Origin of the sequence: Ectobacillus panaciterrae DSM 19096 (genome assembly GCF_000430785.1) — a bacterium.
Lineage (GTDB): Bacteria > Bacillota > Bacilli > Bacillales > Bacillaceae_G > Ectobacillus > Ectobacillus panaciterrae.
In genome coordinates this window covers 79943-94168 of the sequence record NZ_AUMR01000012.1, presented here as the reverse complement: position 1 = coordinate 94168, position 14226 = coordinate 79943, and the positions used below count along the sequence as shown (strand labels likewise).

At 41.5% G+C, this 14226-nt stretch carries 15 protein-coding genes; 13 read left to right on the top strand and 2 right to left on the bottom strand.

Annotated features, from left to right (window positions below; all coding sequences use genetic code 11):
• The first annotated feature begins 3 nt into the window (after nt 1-3).
• Entirely contained in the window at nt 4-843 is an 840-nt protein-coding gene (locus H540_RS0104815) for a conjugal transfer protein TrbL family protein (RefSeq protein ID WP_028399660.1), read from the top strand.
• Nucleotides 844-982: 139 nt separating this feature from the next.
• On the opposite strand, the gene H540_RS29010 is transcribed toward H540_RS0104815, so the two are convergent.
• Nucleotides 983-2395, bottom strand: a complete 1413-nt coding sequence (locus H540_RS29010) for a M48 family metallopeptidase (RefSeq protein ID WP_051316996.1) — start codon at nt 2393-2395, stop codon at nt 983-985.
• 167 nt (nt 2396-2562) lie between these two features.
• Here H540_RS29010 and H540_RS0104805 point away from each other — a divergent pair, with 167 nt between their 5' ends.
• From H540_RS0104805 to H540_RS0104770, 8 genes are all read left to right on the top strand, one after another.
• Nucleotides 2563-3264 (top strand): ABC transporter ATP-binding protein, encoded by a 702-nt coding sequence (locus H540_RS0104805; protein ID WP_028399659.1) that lies wholly within the window; start codon nt 2563-2565, stop codon nt 3262-3264.
• On the top strand, nt 3257-4453 hold the full coding sequence (locus H540_RS0104800) for an ABC transporter permease (RefSeq protein ID WP_028399658.1): 1197 nt from the start codon (nt 3257-3259) through the stop codon (nt 4451-4453). Before H540_RS0104805 ends, H540_RS0104800 begins: the two co-directional genes overlap by 8 nt.
• 309 nt (nt 4454-4762) lie before the next feature.
• Complete coding sequence (locus H540_RS0104795) at nt 4763-5353, top strand: YpjP family protein (protein WP_028399657.1); 591 nt, start codon at nt 4763-4765, stop codon at nt 5351-5353.
• Nucleotides 5354-5438: 85 nt separating this feature from the next.
• A complete protein-coding gene (locus H540_RS32960) occupies nt 5439-5591 on the top strand; it encodes a hypothetical protein (protein ID WP_155890943.1) in 153 nt (50 codons plus the stop codon).
• 313 nt (nt 5592-5904) lie between these two features.
• On the top strand, nt 5905-6861 hold the full coding sequence (locus H540_RS0104785; RefSeq protein ID WP_028399656.1) for a thymidylate synthase: 957 nt from the start codon (nt 5905-5907) through the stop codon (nt 6859-6861).
• A gap of 231 nt (nt 6862-7092) precedes the next feature.
• Complete coding sequence (locus tag H540_RS0104780; RefSeq protein ID WP_028399655.1) at nt 7093-7617, top strand: dihydrofolate reductase family protein; 525 nt, start codon at nt 7093-7095, stop codon at nt 7615-7617.
• 81 nt (nt 7618-7698) lie between these two features.
• Nucleotides 7699-8196 carry a dihydrofolate reductase gene (locus H540_RS0104775; protein WP_028399654.1) on the top strand — a complete coding sequence of 166 codons (498 nt, stop codon included), beginning with the start codon at nt 7699-7701 and terminating at the stop codon, nt 8194-8196.
• Between the two features lie 74 nt (nt 8197-8270).
• The gene (locus H540_RS0104770) at nt 8271-10271 is read left to right on the top strand and encodes a penicillin-binding transpeptidase domain-containing protein (protein WP_028399653.1); all 2001 of its coding nucleotides are present in this window, start codon (nt 8271-8273) and stop codon (nt 10269-10271) included.
• A gap of 70 nt (nt 10272-10341) precedes the next feature.
• Here the strand turns inward: H540_RS0104770 and H540_RS31315 are convergent, their stop codons facing one another.
• Nucleotides 10342-11007 (bottom strand): 3D domain-containing protein, encoded by a 666-nt coding sequence (locus H540_RS31315; protein ID WP_051316995.1) that lies wholly within the window; start codon nt 11005-11007, stop codon nt 10342-10344.
• A gap of 364 nt (nt 11008-11371) precedes the next feature.
• Between H540_RS31315 and H540_RS0104760 the strand changes: the two genes are divergently transcribed.
• The 4 genes from H540_RS0104760 to tatC all read left to right on the top strand — a co-directional run bounded on the left by H540_RS0104760 (nt 11372) and on the right by tatC (nt 14150).
• A complete protein-coding gene (locus H540_RS0104760) occupies nt 11372-12007 on the top strand; it encodes an FMN-dependent NADH-azoreductase (RefSeq protein ID WP_028399652.1) in 636 nt (211 codons plus the stop codon).
• 190 nt (nt 12008-12197) lie between these two features.
• Complete coding sequence (locus tag H540_RS0104755) at nt 12198-12914, top strand: lysophospholipid acyltransferase family protein (protein WP_028399651.1); 717 nt, start codon at nt 12198-12200, stop codon at nt 12912-12914.
• Between the two features lie 241 nt (nt 12915-13155).
• On the top strand, nt 13156-13329 hold the full coding sequence (gene tatA, locus H540_RS31775; protein WP_081415011.1) for a twin-arginine translocase TatA/TatE family subunit: 174 nt from the start codon (nt 13156-13158) through the stop codon (nt 13327-13329).
• Nucleotides 13330-13406: 77 nt separating this feature from the next.
• Nucleotides 13407-14150 (top strand): twin-arginine translocase subunit TatC, encoded by a 744-nt coding sequence (tatC, locus tag H540_RS0104745; RefSeq protein WP_034670366.1) that lies wholly within the window; start codon nt 13407-13409, stop codon nt 14148-14150.
• The last annotated feature ends 76 nt before the right edge of the window (nt 14151-14226 follow it).

Sequence of the window (14226 nt, the reverse complement as noted above, 5' to 3'; positions counted from 1 at the left end):
TATATGTTCAAGAGTCCGATCGAATATTTAAACGAGCTTCTCCATAATCTCATGAATGATATTGCCAATGCAGCGTTCAGCTGGCTGAAAATATACTTGTTTATGCCAACTGATTTATCAAAATATGCATACGTATCAGAAGCTTATAATATCATTTTTATGATTTCTGTAACCATTGGAGGGGTTTTCTTTACCTTCAATATGTTTAAACTGATTGTAGAGAAGATAGGCGGATACAGCCAAAGGGGTGTGCAAGAAGTTATTGTTCGCACCTTTGTGGGGGGAATTCTTGCCGTTTTGGCACCGTTCCTTTTAAAGGAAATTCTCATTCCTTTAAATAACGCAATCGTCCAAATTTTTTTAGATAAGGGCATTAAAGTCGAAACTTTTTCTAAATTCGTCGGAGTTCCGGGAACAGCTGCAACAGCTGTGCTGCTGGCCGGTTTGGCTATGGCCATTATCTTTCTTCTTCTGGCCATTCAATATATTATCCGGACGGTAGAGCTCTTGATCATATTTGTTATGAGTCCTCTTGCAGCTTGGTCTATCGTGAATGAGGACATGAATATATGGAGTGTGTGGTGGCGCGAAACGATTGCGACGATTTTCACGCAAAGTTTGCAGATTATGATTCTATGGCTCGCTTTTAACAGCATAGGAGACGCCGTCGATTTAAAGGATTTCGTAATCGGGTTCGGATTCATGATTTTTTGTTTAATGGGTCCGGGATTTCTGCGGAAATTTCTGTACAGCACGGGTGCAGGTCGAAAAGCAGTCGGTGTTCTCGGAGGTACAGGAAAGTCGGTACTGTTCCGCTATGTGACGACAAAGTTTGTAAAGTAAGAAAAGCGGAGCCTTCGAGGTGCAGAAGCAGAGGTTCTCTGGTTCTGCACCTAGCCGGTGGAGCTAGACATGCTCCGAAAATTCTAAAAGTTTGCTCATATTATAAAAAGGATAGGGATTGCCTATCCTTTTCTTATGACTAATCTACAATTTTTTGCTTGTTTTCCAGAATGGAGACAATCTCTGCAAAGCCTTCGTCCTTAGCGATATCCAGTACCGTCATATCGCCTGTATTTTTTACCTTTGGATCTGCGCCTTCATCAAGCAGCAGACGCACAATTTCAGGCTGGTTCGTATATACTGCGACAAATAACGGCGTTTCTCCGTAAGTGTCTGTAACAGCTAAGCTGCCGCCGTGCTTGAGCGCAGTTTTAATAAGCTGCTTATCTCCGCTTTCAACAATGTAATGAAGCGGTATATCCCCGCCCTTTGAAGAAGCATTCGCATTCGCATTCGCTTTAAGAAGGAGCTCTACCATCGTTTTATTGATTTCTTGATTCGCCGGCATGTCCTGTGAAAATGGTTCTTCTTCAGCAGGGATGAGCGCATAGTGAAGCGCTGTCCAGCCGTCTGAATCTTTTACATTCACGTCAGCGTCTTCATCTAGCAATTCTTTTGCTTTTGCCGTATCGTTTTCCGACGCGGCAAGCATTAATGGCGTAGTATTCGATGCGCCAAGCATAAAATCACTGTATACAGCAGTTTTCGGCAGCTGATACAGCAGAGCAGCCCCGGTTCCGATAAATAAAAGAGAGGCCGCAGCAATACCAGCAAGCATCCACCTCGTTTGGCGCGATGTTTTAAAAGAGACAGGCGTTTCCTGCCCGCTGAAAACAGTAATTTTATGAATGCGCTTTGGCAAGCTTGGATGCGTGCTTAACTTTTCGCTTAACCAGACAACCGGATTTGTTTCCTTGCTGCTTTCAATTTGATACTCTTTTATATCGACTTGCTCATACAGCTCTTTACCGACAGCCAAAATCGTTAAAGCTTGTTTGGAAGCTTCTGCATTTTGAATGCAAAATGAAGCCATGCGGTCACATGTATACTCACATGCCCGCGAATATGCTTCGCTGAGAAACGGAATCCAATTTCCGGGCAATATAAGCAAGTTTTTAATAATATGATTACGCTTGATATGCGCCATTTCATGGGCAATGATAAAATGCAGCTTTTCTTCGCCGTTTATCATAGTAGCTTCTACGATTTCTGAGTATAAAACAACCATGTTTTTCCCAAAAAATCGAGTCGCAAATGCATTCAAAAGTCCGCCGGATTGCATGATATACATATCGGGTATAGATGTCAGACCCATATCCTGTCTGATTTTTTCAGCTGCTTCATGTATATGCGGAAATTGCCGGGGGGTTATCTTTACTCCATTGCTTCGGACATAGCCTATGTGCAATAAAGAAAGAAGCATAGGAATAAGAGCGAAAATAAGCAATAATAAGATCCCTATACCGCTTAAGAAAAGAAGTAAATAGGTCGGGATGCTGATAAAAATAAGCAGCATGAAATATGTCCGCTCCCGCTTATGCACAAAATTCATATATGTTCCTCCATTAAAGTCATTTCCTTATCATTTTATATGAAACTCATTTAACTTAATAGATAGAATTTTAATATGGCAGAAAAAGATTTTCTTTCCCTGATTTAACGAAATGCTATAATAATATTATATGGGAATTTAATCCAAAAATAGATAGGGGGATGAATTTGCTTCAAGTACATATTCGCTCTGCGGGTTACGCAGAAGGGGAGCCGATTATTCATAACATTATATTTTCCGTAGTAAGCGGAGAACTTGTTGCCTTAATCGGCGCAAATGGAGCCGGGAAGAGCACGATTATAAAAGCGATTCTCGGGTTATTGCCTCATATGGACGGAACAGTTTCTATTAATGGCGGCGGGTACGCATACGTACCGGAGCAGCCTGTCTACTATGACTATTTAACATTATGGGAGCATATGGAACTGCTTGCTGCTGCGAAAATGCTGGACACAGGGTGGGAAGAGGATGCTGAGGAATTGCTGCGTATCTTTCGGATGGAGGAAAGCAAGCACAGCTACATAGGACAATTTTCAAAGGGAATGAAGCAGAAGGTTATGCTTATGCTTGCATTTTTGGCTAAACCGGATTTTTATATTGTAGACGAGCCGTTTCTTGGATTAGATCCGACAGCAATTCGAGATTTTTTGACGCTGCTGCAAAAAGAAAGAAAACGCGGAGTGGGTGTATTGCTATGTACACACGTATTGGATACGGCTGAAAGAATATGTGAGCGGTTTTTGCTTGTTTCAAGCGGGGAATTGCTTGCGAACGGAAGCTTAGCGAACATTCAGCAATTAGCAGGTATGCCTAATGCAACGCTGATGGACTGCTTTGATGTCATTGTAAGGCAGGAACAGTATGAATAAACAAATCTTTTATAAACGGCTGCTTCATGAATGGACCCAAAAATGGAATACCATTCGCTCCATTGTAGATTGGACGATTGCTTTATATTTTGTGATTCCTGCTCTTGTTTTTGCCGGCATGTATCAATCTTCTTTATGGCATACACCGCCGGATTGGGTTACCTACATACCGTTGCCAATCGCCTGCACACTTTTATTTGTTCTTACATCTTTTGGGAGCGTCCGTTCTTTTTTGGAGCCGGGAGACAGCTTGTTTTTAATACAACATCCGCACTTTCTACGCTCTATTATCGTGCGTGGCATGTGGTATACATTTTGTAAAGTGTGTTTGTTACATGTGATTATTTTTGCATATACCTTGCCTATTTTCGTAAAAGGATACAATTTGAATATTTTTCAGGTTTTGATATTGCTGCTGTTTCATATCTTCATGAGTTATATTCAAATGTTTCTCAACCGATATTGGGCAGTACGAATTCAGAAAAAATGGGAGCAAAAGCTGCTTCATCTGACAAGTTGGGGAATTATGGTGCTTGTTTTTAGTACCGGCGTGTTTTTGCTGACTCAATTTGCTTATGTGATTTTTCTCTATGGTCCTTTGCTCGGTTTTTTTCTCCAAGTATGCATTCGCCATAAACTGCATTATCAGCGATTTTTCCTGCAAGAAGCGGAACAGGAGAGGAGGGAGGCATTGCGATGGACTTCAACAGTATTGATTGGAGCCGGTCATGTACAAAAGCCTGTCCAATCCAAGAAGCCTTGGATATTCCCGCGGTCAAAGAGGCTGTGGAAAACGGACAAAAAAACGTTGCGCATTGCCGAGTTATTTCTAAAGCAGTATTTTCGGACAGATACAAATAGACAGTTTTATTTTCTTGTTACAGGGTATAGTTCTGCCGCTTTCTATATGGCTCCGTGGTGGCTTTGTATGATTGTTATTGTTTTCGTCTTGTTTGCAATCTTTAAGCAGTCGGGAGAACAGTGGAAGCTCTTTACAGATAAGCTGCTTCTGCGCCTTTATTGTCCAAACGGAGAATTGCTTTTAATGGTTGAACCGAGAATTAGCATTTTTTTGCCTGCATTGCTGTTCTATGGCATCATCGCTTTAGGGATCTTTCATATATGGGCAGGAATTGCAGCGGGATGTCTCGCAGCCGGAGTAGTCATTCGATATGTGTTCATACCATAAAAAAAGGAAGAGATGCAAATCCCTTTCCTTTTAGTCTGTAATGTTTTGATATATGAAGAAGACAAGCGTTCCAAGGCTAATGAGGAAATACACCATATTCAAGCTCATTTTATCTACTCCTTTGTAAGCAGGATATCCAATTGTTAAAATTTTATGACATTTCTAGTAAAAATATACATGTCCCTTGTAAAACTTGTACGCTAAGTTCATGAAATTGTAATATAATTAGGAAAATAAGTTTTGTATAATGAAAAATATAAAAAATGCTTGCGTTTGCATGTACCGAGAGAGAGAAAGGGGGGAGAACGCATGCCAAATTGGATGAAGAAAACACTTGTCACGCTCATTACTGTCCTTACTTTTGGATTGGTTACGCCGCCCGCTGTATTATTAGATAATGCGAAAGCGGACAGGTCTACGAAGCAAAATATGGAGCAAGCCTCTCGTGCTCAGGAGGAAACGCAAGAGCTCTCATTAGAAGATAGTCAATTGACGTCCGTTGCCTTCATTACATATGCAAGGGAAGAAGCGGAGAAGCAGTCCATGATGAAATTCGGCTCTAAAATCGGGCCGGCCATTGAACAACAATTCGAAGCTGACATTTTGCCGCGTATGGAGGAAACGTTAACAGCTTTTACAGAGCAGCAGCCTTCTGATTCGTTATCGCATTTAGCGTTCTCTCAGCGTCCAAAGGGCGGAGAAAATGAAAAAATCTTTCATGTATACGATACGCGTACAGGAAAAGATTTGCTTCGTTTCCACGTAAGACGCGATCATCCGCCAAAAGAAGGATATTATTTCGATTTTCATTACCACAGCAGCGATGACGGCTTCTTTGCCCATCATGAGCTTGGAAAAATCTATTGGGGCAAAAATCAACCGCCGCAATGGCTCTCATAAAAGAAAGGGACAAGCATCAAATTGCTTGTCCCTTTTGTATGGAATGAAAACTTTGGGCAACCTAGAAATACAAGGAGGTTTTGTCATGTTTCAAGTGAACAAGCATACAAAAGCCGATATCGTAGAAGACAATGTGGAAATTGTACAGTATAATGGCCATAAAACACCGTTCGACAAAGTGAAAATCAGCAGGAAAGAGCTGCTAGAAATTGCAGATATGATCCGAAAAGAGATGTAGGAGAAAGCTCCTGCATCTTTTTTTTGCTACATTATAAGAGTTTACAAATTGGGGAAATGGCTAACTCCGCCGGGTCACCTAAGAACCTCCGCTACAAAAAAGCAAAAAGCGCTTTTTAGGACGGAGAACCTTAGATTCTGCGCCTGAACGAGCCGGCTCCGTTTTTCTTAAAAAAATCAACTCTTGACCTCAACTCATATGCAGGGCACAATTGTCATAGTGGTGAATGTATATAGAAAGATACAGGCAGAAGGCATTCACTTTTTTAGATAGGCCGTATCAGGTTTTGAATGAGAAAGGAAAGAGGGATAATATGAAGCATGCTGAATACGAATATCTGAACATGTGCCGCCATGTCTTGGAGAATGGGACGAAAAAAGAAGACCGGACCGGAACGGGCACGTTTTCTGCGTTCGGGTACCAAATGCGTTTCAATTTAAAAGAAGGATTCCCTCTTTTGACAACGAAGCGAATTCCTTTTCGTCTCATTGTGAGCGAACTGCTTTGGTTTATGAAAGGCGACACGAACATCCGCTACTTATTGCAGCATAACAATAATATATGGAACGAGTGGGCTTTTAAAAAATGGGTAGAGAGCGAGGCATACAAAGGTCCGGATATGGCGGATTTTGGTCTTCGTTCACAAGAGGATGAAGCATTTAACAAACAGTATGAAGAGCAAATGGAGCTGTTTAAAAAGCAAATTCTTGAGGATGATGAATTTGCGCGCACATACGGCGACCTTGGAAATATATACGGCAAGCAGTGGAGAGCATGGAAAACCTCAACGGGAGAAACAATTGATCAGCTAAAAGATGTCATTGAAACGATTAAAATGAATCCGGATTCCAGACGTCTCATCGTTTCGGCGTGGTCGCCCGAGGATGTGCCGTCTATGGCGCTGCCGCCTTGTCATACTATGTTTCAGTTTTATGTGGCGGACGGAAAGCTGTCCTGTCAGCTGTATCAGCGCAGCGGTGACATTTTCCTAGGCATTCCTTTTAATATTGCAAGCTATGCGCTCCTCACTCACTTAATTGCGCATGAGTGCGGATTAGAGGTTGGCGACTTCGTTCATACATTAGGAGATGCGCATATCTACACAAATCACATCGAGCAAGTGCAAATGCAGCTGGCTCGCGAACCAAAGCCGTTTCCTGCATTAAAAATCAACCAAAGCATTGCGTCGGTTTTTGATGTTGAAGTAGAAGATATCGAATTGATCGAATATGATCCGCATCCGGCTATCAAGGCCCCGGTTGCGGTATAATCTGCAGCAAGACACTCCCTGTATAGGAGAGTGTCTTTTTATCATGTTCTAATCAAAACCCCGAATGCATTTGCCAGCAGCTATGCCGTGAATTTTCTGTTCACATTCATGTATATGATAATACCAAGGAGCCTTTTTGATTTGGACAATGAACATGACAATTTTTTTCGTAATTATATAGTAGGATTATGACGTGGGGAAAAAAGAAGAGGAACAAGGGGGAAACGAAACATGAATAAGGATAGAAAGGTTATTTTGTATATCGCAGTAAGCTTGGATGGGTACATCGCGGACGAAAACGGGGGTGTCGATTGGCTAGAGGAGGCAGGCGGCGAGGGCGACAACGGATACAAAAGCTTTTTTGAAACAATTGACACAGTCGTGATGGGCAAAGCGACCTACAATCAAATCCTCGGTTTTGATGTACCTTTTCCGTACGCCGAAAAGAAGTGCTATGTTTTTTCCGGTACGCAAATGGGAAAAGATGAACATGCGGAGTTTGTGAATGAAGATGTAAACAATTTTGTCTGCAGGCTGAAACAGGGGAAGGGGCAGAATATTTGGCTCGTAGGCGGAGCCGGCATATTGGACGCTTTCATGAAGGCTGGGGCAGTGGACGAATTTATCCTTACGTACATCCCTGTTATTTTAGAAAAGGGCATTCCTTTATTTAAGAACGACAATCCAAAAATGAAGCTGCATTTAAAAGAAACAAAGAGGATGAACGAATTTGTACAGGTGCATTATACAGTCTAAAATGGCAAGTTCCATTCCGCAAGCATGGAAAAGTATGCTAAAATGATAGACAGTTTATACATTCGTATGGGAGGATTTTGTATGATTTCACTGATTGTAGCAATGGATCAAAATCGCTTGATTGGCAGCCATAACGATTTGCCGTGGCGCTTGCCGGCGGACTTGGCTTATTTTAAGAAAACGACAATGGGGCATCCCATTATCATGGGACGAAAGACGTTTGAATCCATCGGAAAGCCGCTGCCTGGAAGAGAAAACATTATTGTTACACGCAATAAAGAATACCAGGCAGAGGGGTGCACGGTTGTTCACTCTATAAGCGAGCTATTGGAGCGATTTGCTTCGACTGCGGAGGAAGTATTCGTAATCGGCGGTGCAGAACTGTTTCAAGAAGCATTGCCTGCGGCGGAACGTCTCTATATTACGTATATTGAGGAATTGTTTACAGGGGATACATGGTTTCCGGAAATTTCTGAGGCCGAGTGGCAAGAAGTTTCACGCGAGCAGGGCGTGCAGGATGAAAAAAATCCGTATGAGTATTATTTCACGGTATATGAAAAGAAACAAAAGAACTGGTAAAAACCGGTTCTTTTTTCGTTGTTCATTGCAAATTTGTATTATAATGGAAATGGATAGATATAGGGGGGATAGAGATGAAAAAGATTTGGGGAATCCTGCTGTTATGCTGTTTCGCTTCTTTGGCAGCATGCAATAAAGAGCCGCAGCCGGAGGAAACGATGAAGGCGTACATCCAGGCCTGGAACAAGCAAGAATTCAGCAAGATGTACGAACAGCTTTCAAGCGATTCGAAGAAAGAAGTCTCTAAAGAAGACTTTGTAAAACGTTATGAGAATATTTATAGCAGCATTGAAGTGAGCCAAGTGACAGCTGAACTTGCCGAAACAAAGGAGAAGAAGCAACAAGATAAAGAAAAGACGGACTTGCATTATAAAGCAAAAATAAACACTGTTGCAGGCACTATTTCATTTGATCACCATGCTGCACTCGTAAAAGAAAAGAAGGGTGAGAAGGAAGAGTGGAAAATCGTCTGGAACCCGTCGCTTCTTTTTCCGTCTATGCAAAAAGGCGATGAAGTCAGAATAAAGCCGTATCCGGCAAAGCGAGGTGAGATTCTCGACCAAAAAGGAAACGGGCTTGCGATAAACGGAACAGCCTATCAAGTCGGGATTGTTCCTGAAAAGCTGGGAGAGACCGCACAGACAACAAAAGAGTCATTAGCAAAGATGCTTGGCATAACAACAGAAGAGATTGATAAGAAGCTGAAGGAGAAATGGGTACAATCAAATTTGTTCGTGCCATTGGCAATTCTTCCTGATGAAGCAAATCATAACGACTATACGAGCTTGCCGGGCGTCAAAATAGTAAATAAGCCTATGCGTACATACCCTCTGAAAGAGGCTGCCGGTCACTTAACGGGTTACGTTGGAGAAATTACTGCGGAGGAATTGAAAACCTTAAAAGGGTATAAAGCTGGGGATACGATCGGAAAGAGGGGGCTTGAACAAGTATACGAAAATGAATTGCGGGGCGAGAACGGCGGCCGTATTTACATAATAGATGCCAATAAGAAAGAGAAGGGGCAGCTGGCGGAAAAGCCTGCAAAAGACGGAGAGACCCTTACAGTTACAATCAATACAAACCTGCAAAAAGAACTGTATAACGAAATGAAGAGCGATGCAGGCACTGCCGGAGCAGTCGATCCGAAAACAGGAAATGTATTGGCGCTTGTAAGCAGCCCTTCTTTTGATCCGAACACTTTTGTAAGAGGAATGAAATCCTCTCAATGGGAAGCTTTGAACGCTGATCAGAAGAAACCGCTGTTAAACCGCTTTACACAGGCTTATGCGCCCGGGTCTGTATTCAAACCGATTACAGCAGCTATAGGCTTAAATACAAAAACCTTGAATCCGCAAGAAGAAAAGCAAATCCCCGGATTGCAGTGGGCGAAGGACTCTTCTTGGGGAAATTATTATGTAACACGCGTTAAAGACGCAAGTCCAATCAATTTGGAGAAGGCAATGGTTTACTCTGACAATGTTTACTTTGCTCAAGAAGGGCTGAAAATCGGCAAAGAAAAATTTGCAGAAGAGGCAAAGAAATTCGGTTTTGCAGAAAAGCTCCCGCTCAAATATCCATTTCAAGAATCGACGATTGCAGCGAAAGGAATCAAAAATGATATCCAGCTTGCAGATACGGCATATGGGCAGGGCGAGGTTGTGATGACATCCCTTCATCTGGCGCTGTCGTATGCGCCTTTTGTAACAGGCGGTACGATTCCTGTACCGTCTTTGAAAGAAGGAGAAAACACGGGTAAAGCATGGAAAGAAAACGTTATATCCGCTGAGAATGCAAAGATGCTGAATGCAGCACTTGTGAAGGTCGTGAACGATGCGGAAGGGACCGGCAGAGGAGCGAAAATAGAGGGAGCTTCTTTAGCGGGGAAAACTGGAACGGCCGAATTGAAGAGGGAAAAAGGAGAGGAAGGACAAGAAAACGGTTGGTTCGTTGCCTATGATGCCGTCAATCCAAACATGATAGTCGCTGTGATGATAGAGGACGTGAAGACGCGAGGCGGAAGCAGTTATGTAGTGAATAAAGTGAAGCACGTCTTTGAAAATACGATGCGAAAATAAATAAAAAACCCTGCAAAAAGCAGGGTTTTTCCTATATATAAAGAAGCAATTTGCCTTGAAGTGCGGGGCATTACTGACCTTCCGTTAAAATACGGACTTGTATATTACGCACGCCCCAATCATGCATTTTTTCCTTATCATTTATAAAAACATCAATGCGATTTCCTTGAATAGCACTGCCCGTATCCAGTGCTTTTGCATAGCCGTATCCCTCTACCCATACTGTACTTCCAATCGGAATGACATTAGGGTCAACGGCAATCACTTTAGCATTCGGGTTATCTGTTAAACTAAACCCGGTTTTTGTTAGGACTTCTCCGTTATATGTTCCCCCATTTTCAGCAGGGTCCGCAGAATAGGCGGTCGCTTTTACATATACGGTGCGTCCTGCAGCTGCTTCATTGCTCCGAGACGGAAGATCCACGCCGGATTCCGCCATTCTATGCTCCGTATCTTGCAGTTGCTGTTTTGTTTGTTGGAGTTCTGCATCTTTTTGTTGCAGTTCCACATCTTTTTGCTGCATCGAAGTTTGCATCTGTTCCGTTTTTTGCTCCAATTCTTGCACTTTCTTTTGGAGTCCTTCGTTTTTCATCTGCATTTCTTTCTGCACTTCGTGGTGTTGCTGTTTTGCTTCCTGATATTGACTATGAACGCTTACCGTCGTTCCTCCGAACCCCGCTGCAACAAGCAACGGCGGAATCATTTGAATCGACATAAACCGCTTTACAATACGCAATAGCATCACCTTTTATCAGTATTTACGGGTTCGATGTTAATGTTATATTAAGGATATGCGTTGTAACATAGTCGAGCAAGCAAAGTCACAGAACTGTTACGTGTTTGTTAGTAAAGAAATATGTGTGTAATATAACAAAATATTTAAAAGTTGAAGAAAGACATAAAATGTCGAAAAATTCTGAACCGTAAAGGTAGATGTAACAAAAATGTAACTAAAAAAATCAAAATAAAATGCATAGTTTTCTGTTGACACTTTAAATGTATTTTTATATACTTACTTACGTAATGTAAGTTAATCATTTTTTTAAAAATAATCTTGGATTAAAGACTTGTTAATGCGAGATATAAAGGAGAGGAACGAAATGAAACAAGTATTACTTATCACAGCAAATCCAAACACATCCGAGGTATCATTCAGTAAAGCTGTTGCAGAGGCGTTTATTGCATCTTACAAAGAAGCAAATCCAGCTGATGAAGTTGTAACGGTTGACTTATTTGAAACAAGCGTTCCAATGATTGACGGGGAAGTAATGGAAGCATGGGGCAAGCTTGCCGGCGGCGTTGCTTTTGAAGAATTAAGCGCAAGCCAACAAGCAAAAGTAGCTGCTATGAATGCGAACCTAGAGCAATTCATCCATGCGGATCGTTACGTTTTCGCAACGCCAATGTGGAACTTCAGCTATCCTCCAGTTGTGAAAGCTTACATTGATAACTTGTCTATGGCCGGCAAAACGTTTAAGTATACAGAAAACGGTCCTGTTGGCTTGTTGGAAGGCAAAAAAGCAATTCATATTCAAGCAACTGGCGGTATTTACTCCGACGGTCCTGCAGCTGCAATGGACTTTGGCCGTAACCACTTGCAAGCGGTTCTTGCATTTTGGGGTGTAACAGATGTAGCGTATCTTCCTGTTGAAGGAATGGCAGCGTTTTCTGATAAAGCAGCGGAAATTAAAGAAACAGCAATCGAAGCAGCACGTGAAGCAGCAAAGCGCTTCTAAGTACAAAAGATATTGACCATCGACTTCGTGAACCTTCGGGGGGCTAGATGATGGCACAGCTGCTGTTTGTCAAAGCGACTATATAGAAGAAAAAACAAAAGTGCCTGAGGAGGCACTTTTGTTTTTTCTTCTTTTTCTCATCTATGTCTTGTATAATGAAAAGCGAATGTATTTTAGATGGGGGTCTTGTATGATTCGGACTATTTTTACTGCAATTTATCTTCTTTTTCTTTTACTGAGGATCACACCGAGGCTTTTCAGAATGAAGAAGCTGCCGCCAACCTTGCCGCCGGAGGAAAAAGATCGCTTAGTACATAAAACACCGGACTTTTTCGGAAAACGAATGGTCGGTATATCAGGTTCGACTGTAGAAGTGAAGGGGCTTGAACATATGCCGCAAGATCGGGCTGTACTTGTTGTGTGCAATCACCAAAGCAACTTTGATATTCCTGTACTCATGGGATATCTGAACAAACCGATCGGCTTCATTTCGAAAGCCGAAATCAAAAAGATTCCGATTGTGGCGCCATGGATGGAATTGATGAACTGCGTATTCATGGACCGGAGCGACCGCCGTCAATCGCTGCAAGCGATTAGAGAGGGTATTCAGCTGCTCAAGGATGGACATTCTCTCGTTATTTTCCCTGAAGGAACACGCAGTAAAGGAAAAGAGATGGGGGAGTTCAAAACAGGCAGCTTTCATTTAGCTATGAAGTCAGGCGTACCGATTTTGCCTGTAACGGTAGATGGAACGTACAATATTTTAGAAGCAAACGGCAATAAAGTGAAGCCGGCACATGTTACGCTAACGGTATCAAAGCCGATTTATGAAGAGCAGTATAAGAATCTGGATTTGAAAGACTTAGCTGAGCATACCAAGAATGTTATTGCGTCTAAGTTGACATAAAAAGGCCGCCTCTACAAGAGGCGGTCTTTTTATGCTGCCAGCAGCACGTAAAATAATATGCAGAAAAACATCATAGCTCAGATGAATTCGAAAATGATACAATTATAAAAGAAATAAATTTCAAATTTTTGTGTCAAAGTGCTGCAATGCGTTGACGATTGCTTACTTTTTTGCCAAAATGAAAGAGTAAGGAAGGGGTTTTGTCCATACAGGCTTAACACCTATTTAAGGAGGATGCAGTATGCCGAACATTGGGTTTCCAGGCTTGATTTTAATTTTACTTATCGCATTAATCGTATTCGGCCCGAAGAAGCTTCCGGAAATTGGAAAAGCTTTTGGAGAAACGCTAAAAGAATTTAAAAAATCAACAAAAGATTTAAGCGATGATGTATTGGAAACAAAAGAAAAAAAATAAGCGTCTAAAAGGATGTAAGCGGAGCAATTCTCTTGCATCTTTTTTTTCAGAACAGCAAGCGGGAATGTGGTGACATAATGGATCAAGAGATGAGTGTAGTTGAGCATTTAAGCGAGCTCCGTAAACGTTTAATTATTACAATGCTGGCGTTTCTCGGTTTTCTTGCAGTTGGATTTATTTATACAAAGGATATTTACGGCGTCCTTGTAAAGGATTTAGAAGTGAAATTAACGGTTTTAGGACCGAGCGATATTTTATGGATTTATTTTGTAATTGCAGGGGTATTTTCTATTGTTTGCACGATTCCCATCGCCGCAATTCAAATCTGGCTTTTTGTCAGACCTGCGCTCATGCCTCATGAGCAAAAGATGACGCTATTATATATACCGGCATTATTTTTGTTATTTATCGGAGGTCTTTGTTTCGGTTATTTTGTTATTTTACCGTTTGTATTCAAATTCTTAGTAAGTCTTGGGGACGAAATGTTTCAGACGATGTTTACAACAGAGAAGTATTTTGAATTTGTGATGAATATGACCGTTCCGTTTGCCGTATTATTTGAACTGCCGGTGGTAGCTATGTTTTTGACGAGTATCGGTATTTTAAATCCTGTTGCTCTGCAAAAAATAAGACGGTATGCGTATTTTATTTTAATTGTAATAGCTGTATGTATTACACCGCCTGATTTTATTTCTGATTTTTCCGTTGCGATTCCGCTTTTATTTATTTACGAGCTGAGTATCTCTCTTTCTAAAATTGTATATAAACGAAAAATGAAACGAGAAGCGGAAGATTTAGCAGAAAGTGCCTCATCGGAGTAGGCACTTTTTTCTTTCTTTGTTATACTATAGTAGAAAGCGCATACAATAAGAAAAATAGAAAAATTTGATGATTCTC

Excerpts from the sequence above, each read along its gene's own strand:
- tatA (WP_081415011.1), top strand. The coding sequence starts at position 13,156 with ATGCCGAACATTGGGTTTCCAGGCTTGATTTTAATTTTACTTATCGCA.
- H540_RS29010 (WP_051316996.1), bottom strand. The coding sequence starts at position 2,395 with ATGAATTTTGTGCATAAGCGGGAGCGGACATATTTCATGCTGCTTATT.
- H540_RS0104755 (WP_028399651.1), top strand. The coding sequence starts at position 12,198 with ATGATTCGGACTATTTTTACTGCAATTTATCTTCTTTTTCTTTTACTG.
- H540_RS0104800 (WP_028399658.1), top strand. The coding sequence starts at position 3,257 with ATGAATAAACAAATCTTTTATAAACGGCTGCTTCATGAATGGACCCAA.
- H540_RS0104770 (WP_028399653.1), top strand. The coding sequence starts at position 8,271 with ATGAAAAAGATTTGGGGAATCCTGCTGTTATGCTGTTTCGCTTCTTTG.
- H540_RS0104815 (WP_028399660.1), top strand. The coding sequence starts at position 4 with ATGTTCAAGAGTCCGATCGAATATTTAAACGAGCTTCTCCATAATCTC.
- H540_RS0104785 (WP_028399656.1), top strand. The coding sequence starts at position 5,905 with ATGAAGCATGCTGAATACGAATATCTGAACATGTGCCGCCATGTCTTG.
- H540_RS32960 (WP_155890943.1), top strand. The coding sequence starts at position 5,439 with ATGTTTCAAGTGAACAAGCATACAAAAGCCGATATCGTAGAAGACAAT.
- H540_RS0104775 (WP_028399654.1), top strand. The coding sequence starts at position 7,699 with ATGATTTCACTGATTGTAGCAATGGATCAAAATCGCTTGATTGGCAGC.
- H540_RS0104795 (WP_028399657.1), top strand. The coding sequence starts at position 4,763 with ATGCCAAATTGGATGAAGAAAACACTTGTCACGCTCATTACTGTCCTT.
- H540_RS0104780 (WP_028399655.1), top strand. The coding sequence starts at position 7,093 with ATGAATAAGGATAGAAAGGTTATTTTGTATATCGCAGTAAGCTTGGAT.
- tatC (WP_034670366.1), top strand. The coding sequence starts at position 13,407 with ATGGATCAAGAGATGAGTGTAGTTGAGCATTTAAGCGAGCTCCGTAAA.
- H540_RS0104760 (WP_028399652.1), top strand. The coding sequence starts at position 11,372 with ATGAAACAAGTATTACTTATCACAGCAAATCCAAACACATCCGAGGTA.